Below are 21,685 nucleotides of genomic sequence, written 5' to 3'. Positions count from 1 at the left end.
GGGCCGGCGCGGCGCGCTGCTGTGCCCCGCGGGCAGGGTCAGGATCGGCGGGTCAGGCGTTGCCAGAGGCGACGGAGGGGGTTGCGGGGGCGGGGGAGTCGGGAGGACCGCGTGTCGAGCAGTTCCGTGGCCAGCGCCGCGGCGGCCTTGTCCAGTTCCGGGACGGCGAGCGCCAGGTGGGCCAGCGAGACGGCGATCGGGACCGGCCGGACCCGAGCGACGGCGGCCGCGTCGGCGAGCCGTTCCGCCACCACCCGCGCCACGTCCGACCGTACCGAGGGATCCACCCAGGCGGCCGTGACCAGGGCGAACAGCGCCGCCTCGGTGACCCAGTCCTCGACGTCCCAGATCAGGTCGAGCAGCACCCGGCGCCGGGTCGAGCTCTCCCATGGCTCGTCGGTGCGGTGGTGCAGCAGCCCCAGGCACGCCCACACCTGCACCCCACGGACCCAGATCGACGGGTCGTGCGCGGCCAGCAGGCGACCCACCGCGTTGGCCGGTGCCGCTGGTGGGTGCACCAGCAGGCCGAGCAGGTCCGCCAGGTCGAGGCCGGCGAGGCCCACCGCCGCGTCGTACGCCGCCGGTGGGTGCGGCCACGCCGGGTGGGCGAGCTGACCGATCCGTTCGACAGCCGTCGCCGAGGGCGCCGGCAGGGCGGGCATGGGGACGTTGTCCGCGTAGTGCCACAACCGTTGGGCCGACGCCCGCCGGGGCTCGCGCGGGTCCGGCTCCAACGAGCCGACGACGTCGATCCGCAGCCCGGGGGCGGTGGACGTCGCCGTCCGGACGGCGCTCGGCGGGGCTGCGGCGGGCAGTCGTACGGCGCTGCCGGAACCGTTGTCGTCATCGGCCACCGCCTGGCGCAGCGCGTCGACGAGTGGGCCGCCGGCCGGGGTCAGCTGGCCGAGCCAGGGGCGGCCCCGGCAGCACTGGGCCAGGTCACCATGCTCGTGGCTGTCATTGGGGTGGTCGCGGACGAAGTCGGCGAGCGCGACCAGGTGGGCCAGGTCGCCGTCGCGCAGGTGCCGTAGCCGGTGGGCGGTGTGCACCGCGCAGTCGAAGGACGGGTCGCGCGCCAGCGCCCGCTCGGTCCACTCCAGCGCCTCGTCCAGTCGGCCGATCTCGGCCAGGGTGCCGGCGATGTCCGCGTAGATCGCCAGGTCGTCGGGGTCCAGCTCGACGGCCCGACCGAGGGCGGCGAGGCCCTCGCGGGTCCGGCCCGCGCTGCGGTACGCGTACCCGAGCCAGACCTCGCCCATCTTCGAGGGCTGTGTGCGTACCCCTCGGGTGGCCCAGCGCACCGCGAGCGCGGCCTCGCCGAGGCGCCGGGCCAGCGCGGACGCCGCGCCCAGCAGCAGACCGTGGTCGGGGTGGACGGTGGCGGCGTTGCGGGCCAGTGTGAGGTACGGCGCGAGGGCGCCCCGGTCGACCCGCGGCACCGGGTCCGGCAGCGCGGCGCAGACCTGCATGAGGATCCGGGCGATGTGTTCCGGGTCCAGCCGTTCGGCCAGTTCGGGCGCGGTGACCCAGGGAACGCCGGCCCACTCGGTGCCGGGCGCGTACGCGGTCGCCGCGGCCAGCAACTCCAGTCCCTCGGCGGGACGGCCGGCGGTGGCGAGCAGATGGGCGCGGGCGACGACCGCGCCCACGAAGGTGTGGTGGTTGATCGGAAAGAGGCCGAGACCACCGCCGCTGGCCGCGGCGAGCCGGGCCAGCGTCTCGTGCACCTCCGGGAGCGTGGGGGCCTGCGCCAGCGCGCCGGCGAGGTGGCCGGCGGCGTGGTGCAGGTCACCCTCGTCGAGTGCCAGCCGGGCCAGAGCCAGCTCCTCCGTCGGGGAGAGCGCGGGGTCGTCCGTTCCCTCGGGCACGTCGTCCTCTCGTCGCTGGGGCTGGGCCGGGTGCAACCACCAGCTTAGTTGATATTGAGATCAACTGGTGATCACCTGCGCAGTCCTGCTCGTTCGATTGCTGAGCTACGGTTAAAAGTGCAAGACTGAGCAAGAATCGCGCGGCAATCGCGCAGGGGAGGGGTTTCCGTGACACGTGCAGGCTCCGGCATGGCCGCCGACATCGACGAGCAGCCGGCTGGCTACGCCCGCCTGCTCTCGGCCGCCAACGCCGCCGAGATCGCGCGGGTGGCGGCGGTCGTCGCCGAACGTCGCCCACGGCACGTGGTCTTCACCGCCCGGGGCACCTCCGACCACGCGGCCCTCTACGGGGCGTACCTGACCGAGATCCGGCTCGGCCTGCCCGCCGGGCTCGCCTCGCCAAGCGTCGTCACCCTGTACGGGGCACGCCCCGACCTGTCCGACGCGCTTGTCGTGGGGGTCAGCCAGAGCGGCGGCTCGCCCGACCTGGCCGAGGTGCTGCGCGCCGCCCGCGCCTCCGGGGCGCTGACCCTCGCGGTGACAAACGCCCCCGACTCGCCGCTCGTCGACGTGGCCGAGCTGAGCGTCGACATCGCCGCCGGGCACGAGCGGGCGGTCGCCGCCACCAAGACGTACACCGCCGAGCTGCTCGCCCTGCTGATGCTCGTGGAGGGGATCCGGGCCGGCGACGGCGTGCTCCCGGCGGCCGAACGGGAGGCGCTCGACGCGCTGCCCGAGCTGGCCGCCCGCACCCTGGCCGACGGCACCCCGGCCCAGCTCGCCCCGCGCTACCGGTTCGCCCGCCAGTTGGTCACCACCGGCCGGGGGTACGCCTACCCGACCGCCCGGGAGGCCGCGCTGAAGCTGATGGAGACCTCGTACCTGCCGGCGCTCGCCTTCTCCGGCGCCGACCTGCTGCACGGCCCACTCGCGATGACCGACCCGGAGGTCCCGGTGCTCGCCGTGGTCGGCTCCGGCCCCGGTGGCCGCTCGATGGGCGAGGTGCTGCCCCGCCTCGGCGAACGCCGTGCCGACGTCGTGGTGGTCGGCTCCGCCGACGTGCCGGGCGCCACCCGGCTGGCCGTCCCCGAGGTCGACGAGCGGTACGCCCCGCTGTTGGACATCCTGCCGTTGCAGCGGTTGGCGCTGGCCCTGGCGCTCACCCGGGGCGAGGATCCGGACGCGCCGCGTGGGTTGAAGAAGGTCACCGCGACGATGTGAGGCGTGGCGTGGCACCCTGGTCACCGTGTCCACGCTGCGCGACCTCGCCGAGGAGCACACCCATCTCCGTCCGGCCGACATCGACCACCTGCACCGCATCGCCGGCGACTGGCAACTGCTCTCCGATCTCTCCTTCGCTGACCTGCTGCTCTGGGTGCCGGTTGACGCCGACGGCACGTTCCTGTGCGTCGCCCAGGTCCGCCCGACCACCGCACCCACCGCGTACCAGGACGACCAGGTGGGGCGGATCGTCGGCGGGCCGGAGGTCGCCCACCTGGGGGTGGCGTACTCCCAGGGCCGGATCTGGCGCGAGGGCGACCCGGTCTGGTATGGCGACGTGCCGGCCCGGCACGAGGCGATCCCGGTCCGGCTGCGCACCGCCGAGGGGGAGGCCGGCGAGGTGATCGCCGTGGTGGGGCGGGACACCAACCTCTCCACCGCGCGCACCCCGAGCCAACTGGAACTCAACTACCTGACCACGGCCGACGACCTGGCGCAGATGATCGCGGACGGCACCTTCCCGCCACCGCGGCACCCGGGCGAGACCACCTCCGCGCCCCGGGTCGGCGACGGCCTGGTCCGGCTCGACGCCGGCGGCAAGGTCACCTACGCCAGCCCGAACGCGCAGTCCGCGTACCGGCGGCTGGGCTACGCCTCGCACCTGGTGGGCGAGGACCTGGCCGCGCTGCACCGCCGGCTCGCCGGCGACCCGCTGGACGGCACCGAGGCGGCGAACGGCATCCTGGCCGCCCTGCGCGGCGAGGCGCCACCGCGCCGGGAGATCGACGCCCGCGGCGCCACGATGCTCACCCGGGCGCTGCCGCTGATGCCTGCCGGGGTGCCGATCGGCGCGCTCGTGCTGGTGCGGGACATCACCGAGGTTCGCCGCCGGGATCGGGCACTGATCACCAAGGACGCCACGATCCGGGAGATCCACCACCGGGTGAAGAACAACCTCCAGACCGTCGCCGCGCTGCTGCGGTTGCAGGCCCGCCGGGTGTCCATGCCGGAGGCGCGCGTCGCACTGGAGGAATCGGTCCGCCGGGTCGCCTCGATCGCCCTGGTGCACGAGACGCTCTCCATGTCCAGCGACGAGGCGGTCGAGTTCGACGGCATCGTCGACCGGGTGGCCAGCGCGGCGACCGAGGTCGCGGCGACCGAGGTGAGCGTCGGCATGCGACGACGGGGCAGCTTCGGCGTGCTGCCGGCGGAGATCGCCACGTCGCTGGTGATGGTCCTCAACGAGTTGCTGCTCAACGCCGTCGAGCACGGCTTCCCGCCGGCCGACGAGGCGGACGAGCCCCGCGCGCCTGCCGCTTCGGGCATGGTGCCGGTCGCTGCTCCCGAGGTCGACCCGTCGCTGCGACCCGAGGTGGTGGTCTCGGCGCACCGGTTCCGCAAGATGCTGCACGTCTCGGTGACCGACAACGGGCGCGGGTTGCCGCCGGACTTCGACGCGGAGCGAGCCAGCCGGCTCGGCCTCCAGATCGTCCGTGCCCTGGTCACCGGGGAGCTGCGCGGCACCATCGAGCTGCGGGCCGGTGCTACCGGCGGCACCGAGGCCGTGCTCGTCGTCCCGCTGGCCCGCAACGCCCCCGACGGCCGCTCACAGGCCTGACCGCCGCGCCGGGACAGTCGTGGGTGTCAGCGGATCAGCGGGCGGGGGGGCTGGTCAGTAGGGCTACGGTCAGGCCGGGGCGCGGCCAGACCTGGGCGACGGTGAAGTCCGCGCGTAGCGCGTCGCCCTTGGCGCCGGTCACGGCGGCCAGCGGCTCGGCGTGCCGACCGGAGAGCACCAGCCACACTCGTGTCGTACCGGCCAGGCACTGCGCCGGCTGGGGGCACTCGGCCGCCCACAGGTCGCCCCGGCGGACCTCGTCCTCGGTGACCAGGATGTCCCGCGGAGGGTCGTCGAGGTGGTACTCGATGCCGAGGTCGAGGAAGAGCCAGCTCTGCCGGGGCGAGTAGACGATCGCGTCGCCCGGCCGCTGACCGTCGGCGATCACGCGCGCCGCGCCCGCGTAGTCCACCGGCGCGCTGCGCGGCCACTCGTGGGTGCGCCGCAACGCCGCCTGGTCGGGAAGGCCGAGCAACCCGGCCAGGACCACCACGGCGAGCGCGGCGGGCACCGCCACCGCGGCCATCGCCGCGCCGGCCAGCAGGCAGGCGAAGGGCACCACGAAGACCAGGTACCGGGGCACCCACAGCGGTACGACCTCACCGGCGGCGAAGAGCAGCAGCACGGGCAGCAGCACCGCGCTCACCGGCAGCAGGGCGCGACGCCCGAGCCGGGCCGCGCCCAACGCGGCGACCCCGACCAGCAGTCCACCCACCACGCTGCTCTGCGCCACCCCGCCGGGCAGAGCGGTCAGGTCGTCCAGGCGAACCAGGTGGACCCAGTTGAGCTGCCGGGACCGCTGGGCGCGGGCCTTGAGCAGCAGGGGGGCGACGAGCAGCGCGGCCGGCACCACGGCGACCAGCCAGCGCCACACCCGCCGGTCCCGCGCAGCGTCGTGCTTGTCCCGGCTGCCGACGCCGGCCGTGGCCGGGCCGCGCCACCAGGCGAGCAGGACGACCAGGCCGTGCGCGGCGAGCAGGGTGAGCGCGATCAGGTGGATGAGCCCGAGAGCGGCGACGGCGGCGGCGTACCCGGCCCAGCGGGTCCAGCTCGGTCGGCGCAGTGCGGCCACCAGCAGCAGGGTGGCGAGCACCGCGAGCATGGTGGCCAACGCGTACGGGCGGGCCTCCTGCCCGTAGCGGGACGTGCCGGGGAGGACCGCGAACAGCAGCCCGGCGAACAGGCCGGTGCGCCGGTCGACCAGCCGCGCGCCGAGCACGGCGAGCAGCCCGGCCGCCACGGCCATCGCCAGCACGGCCGGCACGCGCAGGGCGACCGTGGAGTCGCCGACGATCGCGGTCCAGCCGTGCATCAGCAGGTAGTACGGCCCGGTGGCGGCGTCGATGGTGCCGGCCAGCCGGGCCAGGTCCTCGGGCGACCGGCTGGCCGCGCTCCAGGTCGCCAGTTCGTCGCGCCAGAGCTGGGCGGAACCCAGCCCGGTCAGGGTCACCACCAGGGTCAGCAGTGCCGGGGCGAGCCAGACCGGTACGCGGCGCAGGTGGCCCCACGCCGCGCCGGTCGACTCGGACAATCTGCCCACGGTCCGAGCCTGCCACGGTCTCGCCGTTCGTGGTGTCAGCCGGCCGCAGGCGGTGGGCGCCAGGCGGGCATCACGTCGTTCGGCCGGGCCGTCTTCGCCGGATCACGCTCGACAAGGTCACCGAGCACGGCATCGATCCGCTCCATCAGCTCGTCGTCCAGCCGGACCGCCGCCGCGCCGGCGGTCTCGGCGAGCTGCCCGGGTCGGGACGCACCGACGATCGCACTGGCCACGGTCGGTCGGTGCAACACCCACGCCACCGCCAACTGGGCCATCGTGCAGCCGGCGGCATCGGCGATCGACCGGAGCTGGCGGACCCGGGAGAGCAACAGATCCGAGGAGTAGCGGGCGACGAACGACCCGCCGAAGCCGTCGGTGGCCCGGGAATCGGCGGGCGGGCGCCTGCCGGGCTCGTACTTGCCGGTCAGCACGCCCATCGCGAGGGGTGCCCAGGCGAGCTGACCCAGCCCGAGTTCCGCGCTGGTGGGCACCACCTCGGCCTCCACCACCCGCCACAGCATCGAGTACTGCGGCTGGTTGGCGATGAACGGGACGCGCAGGTCGGCGGCGAGCCGCAGACCCGCACGCAGTTGCGGGGCGGTCCACTCGGAGGCGCCGACGTAGAGCACCTTGCCCTGACGGACGAGGTCGGCGAAGGCGAGCATCGTCTCCTCCAGCGGCACGCTGTCGTCGTACCGGTGCGCCTGGTAGAGGTCGACGTAGTCGGTGCCCAGCCGGCCCAGCGAGGCGTGGCAGCTCTCGATGATGTGCTTGCGGGACAGTCCGGAGTCGTTGGCCCCCGGCCCGACCGGCAGGAACACCTTCGTGCACAGCTCGATCGAGCTGCGCCGGACGCCACTGAGCGCCCTGCCCAGCGCCAGCTCGGCCCGCCCCTGGGCGTACCGGTCCGCGGTGTCGAAGGTCGTGATGCCCGCGTCCAGGGCGGCGGCCACGCACGCGCCCGCCGCGTCGTCGTCGAGCTGGTTGCCGTGGGTGACCCAGTTGCCGTACGCGACCGCGCTCACGCGCAGGCCCGACCGGCCCAGTTGCCTGTATTCCATGCTCGGATCCTCCGGCGGTCGCGCGCTGTCGCCGAACCGTTCGAACGTGGTCGAATCTGTCGGTGATCGAGGTTCGGTTCACGCCGGACGACCTGAGTCGCGTCCGGTTCGTGCACTCGCCGTTGGCCGAGCTGGTGGCCAGTTCCTGGGCGCTGCGCAAGCCGGCGAAGTACTGGATGCACCGCCCGTGGCGGGAGCGCGCCGAACGGCTGCTGCCGGGGGCCGGCCTGGAGCCGCTGTTGGCGGTGCTCCGGTCGTCCAACGGCTACGTACCGGACTTCCTCACTCCGATCGGGGTGGCCCCGAACCTGGCGGCCGAGCTGCGGGCGGTCGCCGGCACCGACCCGTCCCGGGTGCGGCGGCAACTGGACCGGGCCGGCGCACCCCGGCTGGCCCCGGACGAGCTGGTCGCGCAGCTCCGGCGGTACTTCACCCTGCTGATCGCACCGGACTGGCCCCGGCTGCGGGCGCTCGCGCTGGCCGACATCCGGCGGCGCACCCTGCTCGCCGCCGACCAGGGCGGGCGCACCCTGCTCCGCGAGCTGCACCCGTTGATCCGCTGGGACGGCGCGGCGCTGCGGGTCGCCGTCGGCACGTCCCGGCCGGCCGGTCTGGACGACCGTCCGTGGACGTTGCTGCCCACCTCGTTCTCCGGACCGACGGTGCACGCGATCCTGGAGGGGGACGCCGGACCCGCCCTCTGCTATCCGCCGGCCGGGCTCGGCGGGCTGTGGGCGTCGCCGCCGCCCAGCGCGGCGCTCGGCGCCCTGCTCGGCGGTACGCGGGCGGCGGCGCTGTCCCTGCTCGACGCGCCACTGAGCACCGGCGAGCTGGCCGCGATGTTGGGGCTCGCGCCGGCGACGGCGTCGCACCACCTCACCACGCTGCGGGACAACGGCCTGATCGTCGGCGTACGGGAGGGCAGGGTGGTGCGGTACGCGCGAACCGTCCTCGGTGACCAGCTGGTCGACTAGCCCCCTCGCCCGTGATGTGGGATCCAGCACGTGGACATTGGCCGGCCCCCTCGGGGTGTGGCAGCATGGGGCGCATGACCGCCGCAGTCGTCCGCCGCTTCGTGGCACGTCGCCACGTCGATTACGGCCGCGTGCGCAGCGCGATCTGTCCGGCCTACTGACGACGCCCGATCAATCTGTCTCGGGCGCGCTCCGCGCCGGCTGTCTGAAGACACCGTTGTCCCGCCCGCTTCGCCGGGCCGGCCGCCGCGCCCCGCGTACCCCGAGGCACAGCAGACAACGGAGGACGCCGCGATGGCGGTCAGCAGCATCCCGGCCCGTTCCGAGGACCCGACGGCTCGCCCGACCCGAGCACCGCGCCGGCCACGGGGTGAGGGTCAGTGGGCGCTCGGCCACCGTGAGCCGCTCAACCCCAACGAGCGGATCAAGAAGGACGACGACCCGCTCAACGTCCGGGCCCGCATCGAGACCATCTACGCGCACCGCGGCTTCGCCTCCATCGATCCGCAGGATCTGCGGGGCCGGTTCCGCTGGTGGGGCCTCTACACCCAGCGCAAGGCGGGCATCGACGGCGGGCGCACCGCCGTGCTGGAGCCGCACGAGCTGGAGGACGAGTTCTTCATGCTGCGGGTCCGCATCGACGGCGGCCAGCTCAGCCTGGCCCAGTTGCGGGTGATCGCGGACATCTCCCGGGAGTTCGCCCGGGACACCGCCGACATCACCGACCGGCAGAACATCCAGTACCACTGGATCCGGGTCGAGGACATGCCGGAGATCTGGCGTCGGCTGGAGTCGGTCGGCCTGCAGACCACCGAGGCGTGCGGCGACTGCCCCCGGATCGTGCTGGGCAGCCCGGTCGCCGGCGTGGCCCGTGACGAGGTGCTCGACCCGACCCCGGCGATCGACGAGATCGTCGCCCGGTACGTCGGCGACAAGCAGTTCTCCAACCTGCCCCGCAAGTTCAAGACGTCGATCTCCTGGCTGGTGGACACCCCGTACGAGTCGAACGACATCGCCTTCCTCGGTGTCGAGCACCCCGAGTACGGCCCCGGCTTCGACGTCTGGGTCGGCGGCGGTCTCTCCACCAACCCGATGCTCGCCCAGCGGCTCGGCGTCTGGGTGCCGATGGCCGAGATTCCGGACGTGTGGGCCGGGGTGGTCGGGATCTTCCGCGACTACGGCTACCGGCGGCTGCGCAACCGGGCTCGGCTGAAGTTCCTGGTGGCGGACTGGGGTGTGGAGCGGTTCCGCGAGGTCCTGGAGAAGGACTACCTCGGTCGTACGCTGCTCGACGGCCCGGCGCCGACCCTGCCGTCGAAGCCGGTCGACCACGTGGGCGTGCACGAGCAGGCCGACGGGCGGCACTACGTGGGCGCCGCGCCGGTGGTCGGGCGGGTCTCCGGCGGGCAGCTCGCCCAACTGGCCGACGTGGTCGAGGCGCACGGCAGCGACCGGGTGCGGCTCACCCCGTACCAGAAGCTGCTGGTGCTCGACGTGCCGTCGGAGCGGACGGAGTCGCTTGTCGACGCGCTGCGTGGCATTGGCCTGGAGGCCCGGCCGTCGGCCTGGCGGCGCGGCACGATGGCGTGCACCGGCATCGAGTACTGCAAGCTCGCCATCGTCGAGACGAAGGCCCGCGGCGAGGAGTTGGTGGCCCGGCTGGAGCAGCGGTTGCGTGACTTCGACGCGGACATCTCCATCCACATCAACGGCTGCCCGAACGCCTGCGCCCGCACGCAGGTGGCCGACATCGGGCTCAAGGGCCAGCTGGTGGTCGGCCCGGACGGCCGACAGGTCGAGGGCTTCCAGGTGCACCTGGGCGGCGGGCTGGGCATGGCCCAGGGGCAGACGGCCGGTTTCGGCCGCAAGCTGCGCGGCCTGAAGACCACCGCCGAGGAGCTTCCGGAGTACGTGGAACGGCTGGCCCGTCGCTACCTGGCCGGTCGGAGCGAGGGCGAGACGTTCGCCAACTGGGTGATCAGAGTCGATGAGGAGGCACTGCGGTGAGCAGCGAGAACCGAGCGGCACCTCTGTACTGCCCGTACTGCGGCGAGGAGGACCTGCGGCCGCACGAGGCGGGGCACGGCGCCTGGGAGTGCCACGCCTGCACCCGGGTCTTCTCGGTGAAGTTCACCGGCCTGCTCTCCCGGGCGGTGACCCGATGAGCCTCGTCTCCGCAGCGAACCTGCGCCTGGTCGGTCCGGGCGCTTCGACATCCGCCGACCCGGCCCGACGCGACCCCGCCGAGCTGCGCGCCCTGGCCGAGCAGGCGGCCCAGGACCTGGAAGGCGCCCCGGCGCTGGAGATCGCCCGCTGGGCCGCACAGACCTTTGGCGACCGGTTCTGCGTCACCAGCTCGATGGCCGACGCCGTGCTGGCGCACCTGGTGTCCCGGGTGGCCCCGGGCGTGGACGTGGTCTTCCTCGACACCGGCCTGCACTTCCCCGAGACGCTGCGGGTGCGCGACGAGGTGGCCCGCACGCTCCCGGTGAACGTCCGGTCGATCCGGCCCCGACTCACGGTCGGCCAGCAGGATGGCCAGTACGGCCCCCGGCTGTTCAACAAGTCACCGGACGACTGCTGCCAGCTGCGCAAGGTGGAGCCGCTGGAGCGGGCGCTGTCCGGGTACGACGCCTGGGCCGCGGGCCTGCGCCGGGACGAGTCGCCGACCCGGGCCAACACGCCTGTGGTGACGTTCGACGCGCGGCGCGGCAGGGTCAAGGTCAACCCGATCGCGGCCTGGTCGCAGAAGGATGTGGACGCCTACATCGCCCGCTTCAACGTGCCGGTGAACGAGCTGTTCAAGCAGGGTTACGGGTCGATCGGCTGCTGGCCGTGCACCCGCCGGACGAAGGCCGGCGAGGACGCGCGGGCCGGCCGGTGGGCCATGTTCGAGAAGACCGAGTGCGGGCTGCACGTCTGACCTCGCCAGCGACCACCCCGACCGGCCCGGACGTGGCCGGCGGGGTGGCCCCGGTGGTGCTCGTCGCCCATGGCAGCCGGGATCCACGAGCGGCCGACGCCACCCGGGCACTCGCCCGAGCCGTGTCGGCGGCCCGGCCCGGGACACAGGTCTGGGCGAGTTGGCTGGACCACACCGAGCCGGGGCCGACCGAGGTGCTGCGTGGCCTGGCGGCGGCCGGTCACCAACGGGCGGTACTGGTGCCCCTGCTGTTGACCGCCGCGTATCACCATCGGGTGGACATTCCGGCGGCGGTCAGCGCGGCGGTGCGGGCCGAGCGGCCACTGGCGGTGCGGGTGACCGACGTGCTCGGCCCGGCGGACGGCACCGTCGACCCGGGGCTGCTGGCCGGGCTGCGTCGACGGCTCACCGAGGTGCGGCCGGGCCGCTTCGACGCGCTGGTGCTGGCCGCGGCGGGCACCCGGGACGCGCGCGCCCGCCGGTCGGTGGGTCAGGCCGCGGAGGCGCTCGGTGCCGAGTTCGGGGTGCCCTGTCGGGTGGCGTACGCCTCGGCGGCGCCACCGGCGGCCGGTGTGGCGGTGTCGCGGCTGCGGGCGGCCGGCGCACGGCGGGTCGCGGTGTCCGCGTACTTCCTGGCGCCGGGCCTGTTCCACGACGCGGTGACTGAGGCGGCTCGGGCGGCCGGCGCGGTGGCGGTGTCCGCCCCGTTGACCGACGCGCCGGAGCTGGTCGAGGTGGTGCTGCGCCGGGTCGACGACCTGTCGAACGGCCACGTCGTGGCACCGGCCGGCTGAGGCTGGGGCGGACAGCGGAACGCCCCGGTGGGCGGACCCACCGGGGCGTACAGCGGTGTCGTTGGGATCAGGCGGAGTGAGCGCGCAGCACGCGGAGGCCGCCGCGCCGCTTGACGGCCCGCCGCTCCTCTTCGCTCATTCCGCCCCAGACGCCGGCGTCCTGACCCGACTCGAGTGCCCACTGCAGGCACTGGTCGGTCACGGAGCAGCGCCTGCAGACGGCCTTGGCCTGCTCGACCTGCAGCAGAGCCGGTCCAGACGTCCCGATCGGGAAGAACAGCTCTGGGTCCTCGTCGCGGCAGACACTATGGTGACGCCAGTCCATGGCGGCAACACTCCTCATTCTGGATGGGTGGCGAACAATTGCTTGGTCGTGCTTTTCCTATATGCATCCGCAGTGCCGATGGTGACGGTTAGCGTCCGTCCATTCGGCAGTGCGTGAGCAGGCGTTCAGCGCCGGGGACCTGCTGGAACAGCTCAACCTGACGAGCATATCCAGGCAATGTCCCGGTAACTCAAGTCCGCTTGTGAATACTTTCACGAACAGTCGTGATGTCAAGGGTGACGCTCGGAAAAACTCCGGGCGGTGAGCAAGCCCACAGCCCCTTTGTCCGGTTTTCGGGGCTTTCCCGATTACCCGCCGTGCCACAGTCGAGGATCAATATAGTACAGTCCGCGTGACATTGCTGACATTTCCGGCACCTGCCCCTCGGTGTGGCGGCGACCAAGTCGATCGGTTGTGGCCACCGTGTCGACCAAGGGCAGTACCCGAGACCTAGCAGATTACTCTCAGTGCGGCCGGAACGGAGGTGAATCTGACTTTCTCCCGCTCGCCGAGATAGTCGCCGTCGAGCTGAAACGCCTGCGGACGGCTGGAGACCAGCGTGAACTCCGCCGTGTCATGGAGTCGTAACACCTGCCGACCGCGTGGATCCGGTTGCCGGGACAGGAACTGAGTCACTGTCCGTGTTGTGCTAGCCACCCGGAGCTGACGTAGCGCCAGCACATCCAGCCCGAGATCGAACGACGCCGCCGGGTTCGGGTTGACCTCCCGGTCGCCCAGGTACGTCCACGGTGCCGTGTTCTGGATGATGACCGTGGCCAGCTCGGCCTCGGACGGCTCGCCCGGACGCTCCAGCACGATCGCCGGATGTCGCCGGTCCGAGGCGAAGAAGTACTGATTCATGATCGAGCGCAGGTAGAGCGTCGGCGTGGACACCCGACCCTTGCGCCGGGCCTGCTCCACCCGGTGGATGACCGCGGCGTCCAGGCCGAACCCCGCGCAGAAGGTGAAGTAGCGGTCGTCGGCGAGGCCCAGCCCCACCGTCCGGCTCCGGCCCAGGCGCAACCCTTCGAGGATCATGCTGGTCGCCTCCGGCCACTCCCGGGGCAGGCCCAGCGCGCGGGCGAACACGTTTGTCGACCCGCCTGGCACGGTCGCCAGCGCGGGCAACCGCTCGGCCATCGGCGCGTCGTCGGCGCGGGGCGGCGGGTCGGCCGTCATGAGGCCGTTCACCACCTCGTTCACGGTGCCGTCGCCACCCAGGGTGACGACCAGGTCGACACCCTCGGCCGCGGCCTCCCGGGCCAGCGCCATCGCGTGTCCGCGCCGCCGGGTGTAGCGCACGCTGAGGTCGACTTCGCTGCGCAGCGCCCGGACGAGCACGTCCCGGCTGCGTTCGCTGGTGGTGGTGGCCTTTGGATTGACCACCAGGACGGCGTGCATGGGCGGCACTGTACCTCCCGGTAGCCCGGGTATCGTGGCGCGCGTGACCATCGACTCGGCTCCCGTCACGCTCCGCTGGGCGGTCCGGCTGCTCTGGGCGGAGGCGGCCGCCGTAGGGCTCATCGCGGCATGGCTGATCTGGGCCGACCTCACGGCCACCACCACCGATCTGGCGTCGGCGTTGCTGGTGACCGCGTTCGCCGTCGGGGCCGCGGTCGCGCTCTGGGCGCTGGGCCGGGCCCTGTCCCGCCGTAGGGCGGGTGCCCGTGCGCCGGCGATCGTGCTGCAGCTGATGCTGCTGCCGATCGGATGGTTCATGATCCAGGGCGGGTTGGGCTGGCTGGGGGTGCCGCTGATGGCGCTCGGCCTGGGCGTGACCTGGCTGCTGGTCAGCCCCCCGACGACCCGGGCACTGGGCGTGGCGTGACGGACCCGGCGCGCCGAGTCGGTCAGTAGCCCGCTGGAGCGGCGCCGGTCAGTAGCCGCCGGAGCGGCGCGTGAGCAGCGCGATCGTGGCCCGACCGTCGGCGGCCGTGGCGGACGCCGACGTCGTCAACGCGGTGAGCACCTTCCAGGCGAAGGACGACTCGGCCGGCAGCGTGGCACCACGCACGGTCGGCACGGTCACCTCGACGGTCAACGCGTCCTCGGTGACCGCGAAGCGGCACTCCAACTCGGCGTCGCGGGTGGCGATGGCGAGCAGCATGGCGCACGCCTCGTCGACCGCGATCCGCAGATCCTCGATCTCGTCCAGCGCGAACTGCAACCGGGCCGCGAGGCCGGCGGTGGCGGTGCGGAGCACGCCAAGGTAACCGCCGTCGGCGGGCACCGTGAGGTGCACCACGTCGTCGTCGGTCGCTGGCTGGCCAGTCAGTTGAGTCACGCCTCATCCCCCCGGTCGGGGACTCTACCCGCTCGGTCGCCCGTACGCGTGCCAGCGGTGGCGGCATGGTCGGCCAGCTCGCGCAGCGCGTCGCCACTGAGCCGATAGGGGACCCATTCGCTCATCTGCTCCGCGCCGATCGACGCGTAGAACCCGGCGGCCGGGTTCCAGTCGATCATCCACCACTCCAGTCGCCGGTATCCGCGTCGTACGCAGATCTCGGCCAGGGCGGCGAGCAGCAGCCGACCCGCACCGGACCCCCGGGCGGTCGGCCGAACGTAGAGATCCTCCAGGTAGATGCCGTGCACACCGGCCCAGGTGGAGAAGTTGAGGAACCACAGCGCGAAGCCGATCGGCTCGTCCTGCTCGTCCACCGCGACGTGCCCGAAGAGCGCCGGAGCCGGCGCGGGGCTGGACGCGTCCGTGGCCGCGCCGCTCGCTGGAGCGGCCGGAAACAGGGCCGAGGTCAACTGCTCGGCGGTGAGGTGGCACTGGTCGGCGGCCCGTTCGTACTCCGCCAGCTCGTGCACCATGGCGACGACGGCCGGCACGTCCTCGGGACGTGCCGGCCGGATCGTCAGGATGACCGGTGCGGTCACGCCTTCTTGGTCTCCCAGAAGATCTTCGAGATCTCGTCGATCTTCGAGAGGAGCTTGTCGGCGGTGGCCGGGTCGAGGCTGCCCTTGACGCCACCGGCGCCGGCGAGCTTGGTGGCCTCGTTGAACAGGCTGTGCAGGTTCGGGTACTTCTCGAAGTGCGGCGGCTTGAAGTAGTCGGTCCACAGCACCCAGAGGTGGTGCTTGACCAGCTCGGCGCGCTGCTCCTTGATGATGATGGCGCGGGTGCGGAACTCCGGGTCGGTGTTCGCCTGGTACTTCTCGCAGATCATTTTGACCGATTCGGCCTCGATCCGAGCCTGAGCCGGATCGTAGACACCACACGGCAGGTCGCAGTGTGCGCTCGCGATGACGCGGGGCGCGAGGATGCGCGGAAATCGCATCAGGATCCTCCATGGGAAGTTTGCGATGATCAAAGGCGACATTACTCCTGGGGGATGCTTTCCGAACGGACGGAGGTGAAACCAGTGGGCACCGATCACCCGCCTGAGGTGGCCCGGTTGCGCGGGCCGTTGACCGCCGTCCTGGTGGTCGGCCCGTCCATGGCACCGACGCTGCGGCACGGCGACTCGGTGCTGGTCCGCCCCGGCGACCGCCGGATCCGACCCGGGGACGTGGTGGTCGCGGTCTTCCGCACTCGTCCCGACCTGCTGGTGGTGAAGCGGGCGGTCCGGCAACAGGACGGCGGCTGGTGGCTGCGCGGCGACAACGAACTGGTCACCGACGACTCTCGGGCGTACGGGGTCGCCGACGTACGAGGGCGGGTGCTGGTCCGCTACTGGCCGCGCCCCGGTCGGGTACATCGCCGGCGGTTATGACCCCGCTCACATCCGGGTGTGGGCGTCGACACTATGCTCGGAAGTGCCCGGGTGACCCCCGTACGCGTGCCACCGCTCGCCGCCCACCTCGCGGCCAGGCCCGGCCGCCTCACATCTGCTCGACAGATCCTGGAGTCACCGCCATGTCTTCGTCCACCGTGGACCCCGCTGATCCCGTCTTCCTGCTGCACCGGGGCGGCAAGATGGCCGTCACCTCGACCGTGCCGCTGACCAGCCGGGAGGACCTCTCCCTGGCGTACACCCCGGGGGTGGCCCGGGTGTGCGAGGCGATCGCCGCCGACCCGGCCCTGGTGGACGACTACACCTGGGTGTCGCACACCGTCGCGGTGGTCACCGACGGCTCGGCGGTGCTGGGGCTCGGCAACATCGGCCCACGTGCCGCGCTGCCGGTGATGGAGGGCAAGGCGGTGTTGTTCAAGCAGTTCGGTGGGGTGGACGCCGTCCCGGTCTGCCTGGACACGCAGGATGCGGACGAGATCGTCGCCGTGGTCCGGGCGTTGGCCCCCTCGTTCGGCGGGATCAACCTGGAGGACATCAGCGCCCCGCGCTGCTTCGAGATCGAGCGCCGGCTCGACGAGGCGCTGGACATTCCGGTCTTCCACGACGACCAGCACGGCACGGCGATCGTGGTGCTCGCCGCGCTGCGCAACGCCGCCACCCTGCTCGACCGCAAGCTCGGCGACCTGCGGGTCGCGGTGAGCGGTGCGGGTGCGGCCGGGGTGGCCGTGACGAAGATGCTGATCGCGGGGGGCGTCAACCCCGACCAGGTGGTCGTCTGCGACTCCAAGGGCATCATCGGCCGGCACCGCACCGAGCTGACCGGCACCAAGGCCGAGTTGGCGGCGACCACGAACGCGGAGGGCCGCCACGGCGACATCACCGAGGCGCTGCGCGACGCCGACGTGCTGATCGGGGTCTCCGGCGGGCAGATCCCCGAGGCCGCGGTGGCGGGGATGGCACCCGGCGGGATCGTGTTCGCGCTGGCCAACCCGACCCCGGAGGTGCACCCCGAGGTCGCCGCCCGGCACGTCGCGGTGGTCGCCACCGGGCGCAGCGACTACCCCAACCAGATCAACAACGTGCTGGCCTTCCCCGGGGTGTTCCGTGGGGCGTTGGATGCCGGCGCGACCCGGATCACCGAGGCGATGAAGGTCGCCGCCGCGGACGCCATCGCCGGCGTGGTGGCCGAGTCGCTGACCGCCGACGCGATCGTCCCCTCGCCGCTCGACCCGCGCGTCGCGCCGGCCGTCGCCGAGGCGGTCGCCGAGGCGGCCCGTCGCGACGGCGTCGCCCGCCGTTAGGGTCTGCGCGCCCGCACAGGCGCTGGCGCGCTCCGCCGCAGCATGCGCCGTCGGCCGCGCTGGCCTGTGCGTCGGCCGCGCTGGCCTGCTCCGGGACGCTCTCGGCGCAGCATGCGCCGGGCGCCTTCTTAACGGGCGCTCAGCTTGTTACCGTGCCGATCATGCGTGCCGCCTTTGCCTCCCGCTTCAATGACGCCGACCCGCTCGCCGCGCTCACCGTCGGTGAGCGGCCCGAGCCGACCCACCCGGCCGACGACTGGGTGACCGTGCAGGTGCAGGCCACCTCGCTCAACCACCACGACCTCTGGTCGCTGCGCGGCGTGGGGCTCGCCGAGGCACAGCTGCCGATGATCCTCGGCTGCGACGCGGTGGGGCTCGACCCGGAGGGCCGCCCGGTGGTCGTGTACCCGGTGGTGGTCACCCCGGGCGACCCGCGCGGGGTCTCCATCCTCTCCGAGCACTTCGCCGGGACCCTCGCCGAGCGGGTGGCCGTACCCCGATCGAACCTGATCCCGCTGCCGGACGGCATGGCGGCGACCGACGCGGCGTGCCTGCCCACGGCCTGGCTGACCGCGTGGCGGATGCTGACCACCAAGGGCCGCGTCGCGGACGCCGACAGCGTGTTGGTCCAGGGCGCGGGCGGCGGCGTCGCCACCGCGGCCGTCGCGCTCGCCGTCGCGATGGGCAAGCGGGTGTACGCGACCAGCCGCGACGCCGGCAAGCGGGACCGGATCTCGGCTCTCGGCGCCACCGCCGTGGAACCCGGTGCCCGGCTGCCGGAACGCGTCGACGTGGTGATCGAGACGGTGGGCGCGGCCACCTTCGACCACTCGCTGAAGTCGGCCGCGCCGATGGCCCGGATCGTGGTCTCCGGCGCGACCGCCGGGCACGAACCGGCGGTCAACCTGCGCCGGCTCTTCGCGATGCAGTTGGAGATCCTGGGCACCTCCATGGGCACGCCGGGGGAGCTGTACGAGCTGCTGGCGTTCTGCTCGGACAACGAGGTGCGCCCGGTGGTGGACAGCGTGGTCCCGTTCGGCCGGGTCGAGGACGCCTTCGCCCGCCTGCAGTCCGGCGACGCCTTCGGCAAGGTCGTCATCGACCACACCGCCTGACGCGTCCCGCCCCGTCCCGCCCCGCCCCGCCCCCAAGATCGCGCAACATCATGGAAATAGTGGCCTCCGCGTCGTGGGAGGCCACTATTTCCTGGTTACTGCGCGATCTTGCGGCAGGGCGCGGCAGGGCGCGGCGCGGCGCGATCGGTCCGCCCGTTCAGAGGTGGTCGTCGAAGGTGGCGACGTCGCCGCGGGTCGCATCGGTGGGGATGCGCTTCCTGGCGTCGGCGTCGCCGTACAGCGACCAGCGCAGAAACTCGACGGACGTGTCCGAGACGACACGCAGCGTCGCGCCGTCGGTGAGCAGCGCCCGCCCGTGGTCGCCCTTGGGCAGGCTCAGCATCGCCTTGGGCCACGGCACCTTGTCGTACGCGGCCTTGCCCGCCGCGTACTCGACCACCTCGTCCAGCTCACCGTGCACGAACAGTTGCGGCGCGGCCGCGCCGGCGAACGCGGTGCCCACGCCGAGCGCGGTGCCCGCGAACACCACGCCCGCGTCCAGCCGCTCGTCCCGGTTGGCGGTGAACAGCCCGATCGTGGTCACCCCGCCCGCCGAGTGCCCGGCCGCGGCCACCCGTTCGCCGTCCAACCGCCCCCGCAACGCGTCGCCGGCCTTGCCGTCCAGCGCGAGCACCTGGTCCAACGCGTACGAGACGTCGGCCGGCTGGTTGAGCACGTCGAGGACGTTCTTGTCGCCGCCGGCGGAGGTGTGCGGGAACGTCGGCGCGGCCACCACGAAACCCGCCGCCGCCCACCGCGTCAGCAGCGTGGCGTAGTCGTCCGGCCGCCCACCCAGCCCGTGACTGAACATCACCACCGGAAACCGGCCCTCGGCCGCCGTCGCCGACCGCTTGGCCGCGCCGCCGGACTGCCCGGCCGCCGGGTACCAGAGCGTCGTCGGCAGCGCACGGCCGTCCCGGTTCAGCTTGAGTTGGCGTACGCCGACCGCGAAGGCGCGCTGCGGGGCCTTCCCGGCGGGGACCTGCGGTGCCGGCGTGGCGGCGGCCTTCGGCTCGACCGGCGGAACCGGACCGCTCTGGCTCGGGCGGGTGTCCGTTGAGCAGCCGGCCAGACCGGCCATGAGCACGGCGCTGGCCAGCAGCGCGGGAGTGACGCGACGCGACATGAATCCGATTGTGCCCCGACCGGCTGGGGTGCCCGGCGGGCATTGACGCGTTGTGCCCTTCCGGTCACCCCGTGCTGTGCCCTCGGAGGCGGGCCCACTCAGGCCGCGGCACGGTCCGCGAGAGGACGACGCCGACGTGCGATGTCCGTCAGCGCGCGCAGTGGGAAGGCGGCATTGGGGTTGTACCGGTTCGTGCCGGGCGGCACGATCTCGTCGATCCGGTCGAGGGTCGCGTCGTCCAGGGTGAGCGTGGCGCCCTTGAGCAGATCTTCCAGTTGCGGCATGGTGCGCGGTCCGATGATCGCCGAGGTGACGGCCGGATGGGCCACGGTGAAGGCGATGGCGAGCTGTGGAAGCGTGCAGCCGATGCTCGCCGCGAGCTCGACGAGCTGCTCGACGGCGTCGAGCTTCGCGGCGTTCTCGGCGATCGTGGGATCGAACTGCGCGGGCCGCAGTGCGGCCCGCCCGGTCGACAGGTCGACGGGCTGGTCCCTGCGGTACCTCCCGCTGAGAAATCCGAAGGCGAGCGGGCTCCAGACCAGCACCCCCATGCCGTAGCGCTGGCAGACCGGCAGGGTCGAGGCCTCGACGCCACGGGCCAGGATCGAGTACGGCGGCTGTTCGGTGCGCAGGCGTCCGAGGCCGCGACGCTCGGAGACCTGGTGCGCCTCGACGATCTCCTCGGCGGGGAACGTCGAGCAGCCGAACGCGCGGATCTTGCCCTCGCGGACGAGGTCGGTGAGCACGGAGAGCGTCTCCTCGATGTCGGTCGAGGGGTCGGGACGGTGGATCTGGTAGAGGTCGATCCAGTCGGTGTCCAACCGCCGGAGGCTCCCCTCGACGGCCTTGAGGATCCACCGCCGCGAGTTGCCGCCCTGGTTGGGTCCCTCGCCCATCGGGAAGTGCACCTTGGTGGCCAGCACGACGTCGTCGCGGCGCCCGCGCAGCGCCTTGCCCACGATCTGTTCGGACTCGCCCCGGCCGTACATGTCGGCAGTGTCGATGACGTTGATGCCCTGGTCGAGGGCGGTGTGGACGATGCGGACGCAGTCGTCGTGGTCGGGATTGCCGACGGCACCGAACATCATGGTCCCGAGGCAGTGGGTGCTCACCTCGATGCCGGTGCCGCCGAGGGTGCGATAGCGCATGACGATGCTCTCCCAGGTGGTGTTCAGTGGTGATCACCTGGCACCGTAGGAGCTCGAGTCGGCTCTAGGTCAACCCCCGTTACCCTGCTCGACATGGCTGAGGTCACCGCGGGTCTGAGCATCGGACAGGTCGCCGAACGCACCGGCTTGAGCGTGCACGCGCTCCGCTTCTACGAGCAGCAGGGCGTCTTCGTCAGCCCCGTACGCCGTGGGTCCACCGGGCGTCGCGTCTACAGCCAGGACGACGTGGACTGGCTGACCGTCTGCGTCATTCTCCGCGCCTCCGGCATGCCGCTGCCGGCGCTGCGCCGCTACACCGAACTCGTTCGCGAAGGCGCGGGCAACGAGGAGGAACGACTCGCGCTCATGCGTGCGCACCACAGGCGCGTCACGGACCAGATCGGCCAGCTCACCCAGAGCCTGGATCTGATCAGCTTCAAGGTCGGGGTGTACGAGGACCTGCTCGACGAGGCCCGGCAAGCAGTCGAGCCAGGTCGTCCGCGTCCTTCGGACGGCGAGGCCGCTCCGGCATCCACACCGGGTACATCTGCTTGAACTCGATCTGGGCCGGCACCGAGATCGTCGGAACGACGAGCGGGCCGATCCGGCGACCTCGACCACCTCGGCGATGCTCGCCAACTGGCGGCGCGCGAGGTCGTCCACCAGGGCGCCCTACCGGGGCGGTGCTTCGCGAGCGGCTTCGCTAGGGTCACCGGCATGCCTGAGAACTACACCGACCCCAGTGGCAACACCGAGGCGTTCCGCGCGTTCAGCCAGACACCGGAGGCCGCTGCGCCGGTGGAGTCGCCGTCCCGCCTGCCGCTGATCATCGGCGCGGCGGTCGTGGTGGTCCTGCTCGTCGTCCTCGTCGTCTGGCTCGCGAGCTGACCGGACCGGGCCGGGTCGACCCGCACAGCCCACGGGGCGGGCC

General features: G+C 72.7%; 23 protein-coding genes. 13 read left to right on the top strand and 10 right to left on the bottom strand.

Translation table 11 applies throughout. The annotated features are described in order from the left end of the window. Window positions 1–38 precede the first annotated feature (38 nt). Complete coding sequence (locus AB0C01_RS20685) at window positions 39–1,868, bottom strand: tetratricopeptide repeat protein (protein WP_357571847.1); 1,830 nt, start codon at window positions 1,866–1,868, stop codon at window positions 39–41. Between the two features lie 189 nt (window positions 1,869–2,057). Between AB0C01_RS20685 and AB0C01_RS20680 the strand changes: the two genes are divergently transcribed. Then, entirely contained in the window at window positions 2,058–3,089 is a 1,032-nt protein-coding gene (locus tag AB0C01_RS20680; protein ID WP_357247166.1) for an SIS domain-containing protein, read from the top strand. Between the two features lie 25 nt (window positions 3,090–3,114). After that, window positions 3,115–4,707 carry a histidine kinase N-terminal domain-containing protein gene (locus tag AB0C01_RS20675; protein WP_357246653.1) on the top strand — a complete coding sequence of 531 codons (1,593 nt, stop codon included), beginning with the start codon at window positions 3,115–3,117 and terminating at the stop codon, window positions 4,705–4,707. 34 nt (window positions 4,708–4,741) lie between these two features. On the opposite strand, the gene AB0C01_RS20670 is transcribed toward AB0C01_RS20675, so the two are convergent. Together AB0C01_RS20670 and AB0C01_RS20665 are read right to left on the bottom strand one after the other, a co-directional pair. Continuing rightward, a complete protein-coding gene (locus AB0C01_RS20670; protein ID WP_357571846.1) occupies window positions 4,742–6,247 on the bottom strand; it encodes a glycosyltransferase family 39 protein in 1,506 nt (501 codons plus the stop codon). A 35-nt stretch (window positions 6,248–6,282) separates the two neighbouring features. After that, complete coding sequence (locus AB0C01_RS20665; protein ID WP_357571845.1) at window positions 6,283–7,308, bottom strand: aldo/keto reductase family protein; 1,026 nt, start codon at window positions 7,306–7,308, stop codon at window positions 6,283–6,285. A gap of 62 nt (window positions 7,309–7,370) precedes the next feature. On the opposite strand from AB0C01_RS20665, the gene AB0C01_RS20660 reads away from it, so the two are divergent. The 5 genes from AB0C01_RS20660 to AB0C01_RS20640 all read left to right on the top strand — a co-directional run bounded on the left by AB0C01_RS20660 (window position 7,371) and on the right by AB0C01_RS20640 (window position 11,999). Further along, on the top strand, window positions 7,371–8,282 hold the full coding sequence (locus AB0C01_RS20660) for an ArsR family transcriptional regulator (RefSeq protein ID WP_357571844.1): 912 nt from the start codon (window positions 7,371–7,373) through the stop codon (window positions 8,280–8,282). A gap of 294 nt (window positions 8,283–8,576) precedes the next feature. Continuing rightward, window positions 8,577–10,289 carry a nitrite/sulfite reductase gene (locus AB0C01_RS20655; protein WP_357246644.1) on the top strand — a complete coding sequence of 571 codons (1,713 nt, stop codon included), beginning with the start codon at window positions 8,577–8,579 and terminating at the stop codon, window positions 10,287–10,289. Continuing rightward, the gene (locus AB0C01_RS20650; protein ID WP_167393614.1) at window positions 10,286–10,447 is read left to right on the top strand and encodes a hypothetical protein; all 162 of its coding nucleotides are present in this window, start codon (window positions 10,286–10,288) and stop codon (window positions 10,445–10,447) included. Before AB0C01_RS20655 ends, AB0C01_RS20650 begins: the two co-directional genes overlap by 4 nt. Then, entirely contained in the window at window positions 10,444–11,205 is a 762-nt protein-coding gene (locus tag AB0C01_RS20645; RefSeq protein WP_357246641.1) for a phosphoadenylyl-sulfate reductase, read from the top strand. Before AB0C01_RS20650 ends, AB0C01_RS20645 begins: the two co-directional genes overlap by 4 nt. Window positions 11,206–11,258: 53 nt before the next feature. Beyond that, window positions 11,259–11,999 carry a CbiX/SirB N-terminal domain-containing protein gene (locus AB0C01_RS20640; RefSeq protein ID WP_357571893.1) on the top strand — a complete coding sequence of 247 codons (741 nt, stop codon included), beginning with the start codon at window positions 11,259–11,261 and terminating at the stop codon, window positions 11,997–11,999. Between the two features lie 67 nt (window positions 12,000–12,066). Here the strand turns inward: AB0C01_RS20640 and AB0C01_RS20635 are convergent, their stop codons facing one another. Together AB0C01_RS20635 and AB0C01_RS20630 are read right to left on the bottom strand one after the other, a co-directional pair. Next, window positions 12,067–12,324 carry a WhiB family transcriptional regulator gene (locus AB0C01_RS20635; RefSeq protein WP_088950012.1) on the bottom strand — a complete coding sequence of 86 codons (258 nt, stop codon included), beginning with the start codon at window positions 12,322–12,324 and terminating at the stop codon, window positions 12,067–12,069. A 450-nt stretch (window positions 12,325–12,774) separates the two neighbouring features. Continuing rightward, a complete protein-coding gene (locus AB0C01_RS20630; RefSeq protein WP_357246638.1) occupies window positions 12,775–13,725 on the bottom strand; it encodes a diacylglycerol kinase family protein in 951 nt (316 codons plus the stop codon). On the opposite strand from AB0C01_RS20630, the gene AB0C01_RS20625 reads away from it, so the two are divergent. Further along, window positions 13,724–14,152: a hypothetical protein gene (locus tag AB0C01_RS20625; protein WP_357246635.1), complete on the top strand. Its 429-nt coding sequence runs from the start codon at window positions 13,724–13,726 to the stop codon at window positions 14,150–14,152. The genes AB0C01_RS20630 and AB0C01_RS20625 overlap by 2 nt on opposite strands. Window positions 14,153–14,200: 48 nt before the next feature. On the opposite strand, the gene AB0C01_RS20620 is transcribed toward AB0C01_RS20625, so the two are convergent. The 3 genes from AB0C01_RS20620 to sodN are packed head-to-tail and all read right to left on the bottom strand — an operon-like array spanning window position 14,201 to window position 15,608. Next, entirely contained in the window at window positions 14,201–14,608 is a 408-nt protein-coding gene (locus tag AB0C01_RS20620) for an ATP-binding protein (protein WP_088987803.1), read from the bottom strand. Beyond that, window positions 14,605–15,207, bottom strand: a complete 603-nt coding sequence (locus AB0C01_RS20615) for a GNAT family N-acetyltransferase (RefSeq protein WP_357571843.1) — start codon at window positions 15,205–15,207, stop codon at window positions 14,605–14,607. Before AB0C01_RS20615 ends, AB0C01_RS20620 begins: the two co-directional genes overlap by 4 nt. Further along, complete coding sequence (gene sodN, locus AB0C01_RS20610; RefSeq protein ID WP_357246630.1) at window positions 15,204–15,608, bottom strand: superoxide dismutase, Ni; 405 nt, start codon at window positions 15,606–15,608, stop codon at window positions 15,204–15,206. The genes AB0C01_RS20615 and sodN overlap by 4 nt, the downstream gene beginning before the upstream one ends. An 84-nt stretch (window positions 15,609–15,692) precedes the next feature. On the opposite strand from sodN, the gene AB0C01_RS20605 reads away from it, so the two are divergent. The 3 genes from AB0C01_RS20605 to AB0C01_RS20595 all read left to right on the top strand — a co-directional run bounded on the left by AB0C01_RS20605 (window position 15,693) and on the right by AB0C01_RS20595 (window position 18,480). Next, window positions 15,693–16,043, top strand: a complete 351-nt coding sequence (locus AB0C01_RS20605; protein ID WP_357246627.1) for a S24 family peptidase — start codon at window positions 15,693–15,695, stop codon at window positions 16,041–16,043. A 143-nt stretch (window positions 16,044–16,186) separates the two neighbouring features. Then, window positions 16,187–17,365: an NADP-dependent malic enzyme gene (locus AB0C01_RS20600; RefSeq protein ID WP_357246625.1), complete on the top strand. Its 1,179-nt coding sequence runs from the start codon at window positions 16,187–16,189 to the stop codon at window positions 17,363–17,365. A gap of 152 nt (window positions 17,366–17,517) precedes the next feature. Further along, window positions 17,518–18,480, top strand: coding sequence for a zinc-binding dehydrogenase (locus tag AB0C01_RS20595; protein ID WP_357246622.1), 963 nt, complete (start codon window positions 17,518–17,520; stop codon window positions 18,478–18,480). 157 nt (window positions 18,481–18,637) lie between these two features. On the opposite strand, the gene AB0C01_RS20590 is transcribed toward AB0C01_RS20595, so the two are convergent. Together AB0C01_RS20590 and AB0C01_RS20585 are read right to left on the bottom strand one after the other, a co-directional pair. Continuing rightward, the gene (locus tag AB0C01_RS20590) at window positions 18,638–19,606 is read right to left on the bottom strand and encodes a chlorophyllase (protein ID WP_357571842.1); all 969 of its coding nucleotides are present in this window, start codon (window positions 19,604–19,606) and stop codon (window positions 18,638–18,640) included. 98 nt (window positions 19,607–19,704) lie between these two features. Continuing rightward, window positions 19,705–20,754 (bottom strand): aldo/keto reductase, encoded by a 1,050-nt coding sequence (locus tag AB0C01_RS20585; RefSeq protein WP_357571841.1) that lies wholly within the window; start codon window positions 20,752–20,754, stop codon window positions 19,705–19,707. Between the two features lie 93 nt (window positions 20,755–20,847). Here AB0C01_RS20585 and AB0C01_RS20580 point away from each other — a divergent pair, with 93 nt between their 5' ends. Together AB0C01_RS20580 and AB0C01_RS20575 are read left to right on the top strand one after the other, a co-directional pair. After that, window positions 20,848–21,309, top strand: a complete 462-nt coding sequence (locus AB0C01_RS20580; RefSeq protein ID WP_357571840.1) for a MerR family transcriptional regulator — start codon at window positions 20,848–20,850, stop codon at window positions 21,307–21,309. 162 nt (window positions 21,310–21,471) lie between these two features. Then, window positions 21,472–21,642, top strand: coding sequence for a hypothetical protein (locus AB0C01_RS20575; RefSeq protein WP_357246611.1), 171 nt, complete (start codon window positions 21,472–21,474; stop codon window positions 21,640–21,642). The last annotated feature ends 43 nt before the right edge of the window (window positions 21,643–21,685 follow it).

The organism is Micromonospora sp. NPDC048905, assembly GCF_040649655.1.
Taxonomy (GTDB): domain Bacteria; phylum Actinomycetota; class Actinomycetes; order Mycobacteriales; family Micromonosporaceae; genus Micromonospora.
The sequence above is the reverse complement of the archived record's forward strand: the minus strand, read 5'-3'. Positions and strand labels throughout refer to the sequence as shown.

Excerpts from the sequence above, each read along its gene's own strand:
- AB0C01_RS20680 (WP_357247166.1), top strand. The coding sequence starts at position 2,058 with ATGGCCGCCGACATCGACGAGCAGCCGGCTGGCTACGCCCGCCTGCTC.
- AB0C01_RS20665 (WP_357571845.1), bottom strand. The coding sequence starts at position 7,308 with ATGGAATACAGGCAACTGGGCCGGTCGGGCCTGCGCGTGAGCGCGGTC.
- AB0C01_RS20655 (WP_357246644.1), top strand. The coding sequence starts at position 8,577 with ATGGCGGTCAGCAGCATCCCGGCCCGTTCCGAGGACCCGACGGCTCGC.
- AB0C01_RS20645 (WP_357246641.1), top strand. The coding sequence starts at position 10,444 with ATGAGCCTCGTCTCCGCAGCGAACCTGCGCCTGGTCGGTCCGGGCGCT.
- AB0C01_RS20635 (WP_088950012.1), bottom strand. The coding sequence starts at position 12,324 with ATGGACTGGCGTCACCATAGTGTCTGCCGCGACGAGGACCCAGAGCTG.
- AB0C01_RS20625 (WP_357246635.1), top strand. The coding sequence starts at position 13,724 with ATGGGCGGCACTGTACCTCCCGGTAGCCCGGGTATCGTGGCGCGCGTG.
- AB0C01_RS20630 (WP_357246638.1), bottom strand. The coding sequence starts at position 13,725 with ATGCACGCCGTCCTGGTGGTCAATCCAAAGGCCACCACCACCAGCGAA.
- sodN (WP_357246630.1), bottom strand. The coding sequence starts at position 15,608 with ATGCGATTTCCGCGCATCCTCGCGCCCCGCGTCATCGCGAGCGCACAC.
- AB0C01_RS20600 (WP_357246625.1), top strand. The coding sequence starts at position 16,187 with ATGTCTTCGTCCACCGTGGACCCCGCTGATCCCGTCTTCCTGCTGCAC.
- AB0C01_RS20590 (WP_357571842.1), bottom strand. The coding sequence starts at position 19,606 with ATGTCGCGTCGCGTCACTCCCGCGCTGCTGGCCAGCGCCGTGCTCATG.
- AB0C01_RS20585 (WP_357571841.1), bottom strand. The coding sequence starts at position 20,754 with ATGCGCTATCGCACCCTCGGCGGCACCGGCATCGAGGTGAGCACCCAC.
- AB0C01_RS20580 (WP_357571840.1), top strand. The coding sequence starts at position 20,848 with ATGGCTGAGGTCACCGCGGGTCTGAGCATCGGACAGGTCGCCGAACGC.
- AB0C01_RS20575 (WP_357246611.1), top strand. The coding sequence starts at position 21,472 with ATGCCTGAGAACTACACCGACCCCAGTGGCAACACCGAGGCGTTCCGC.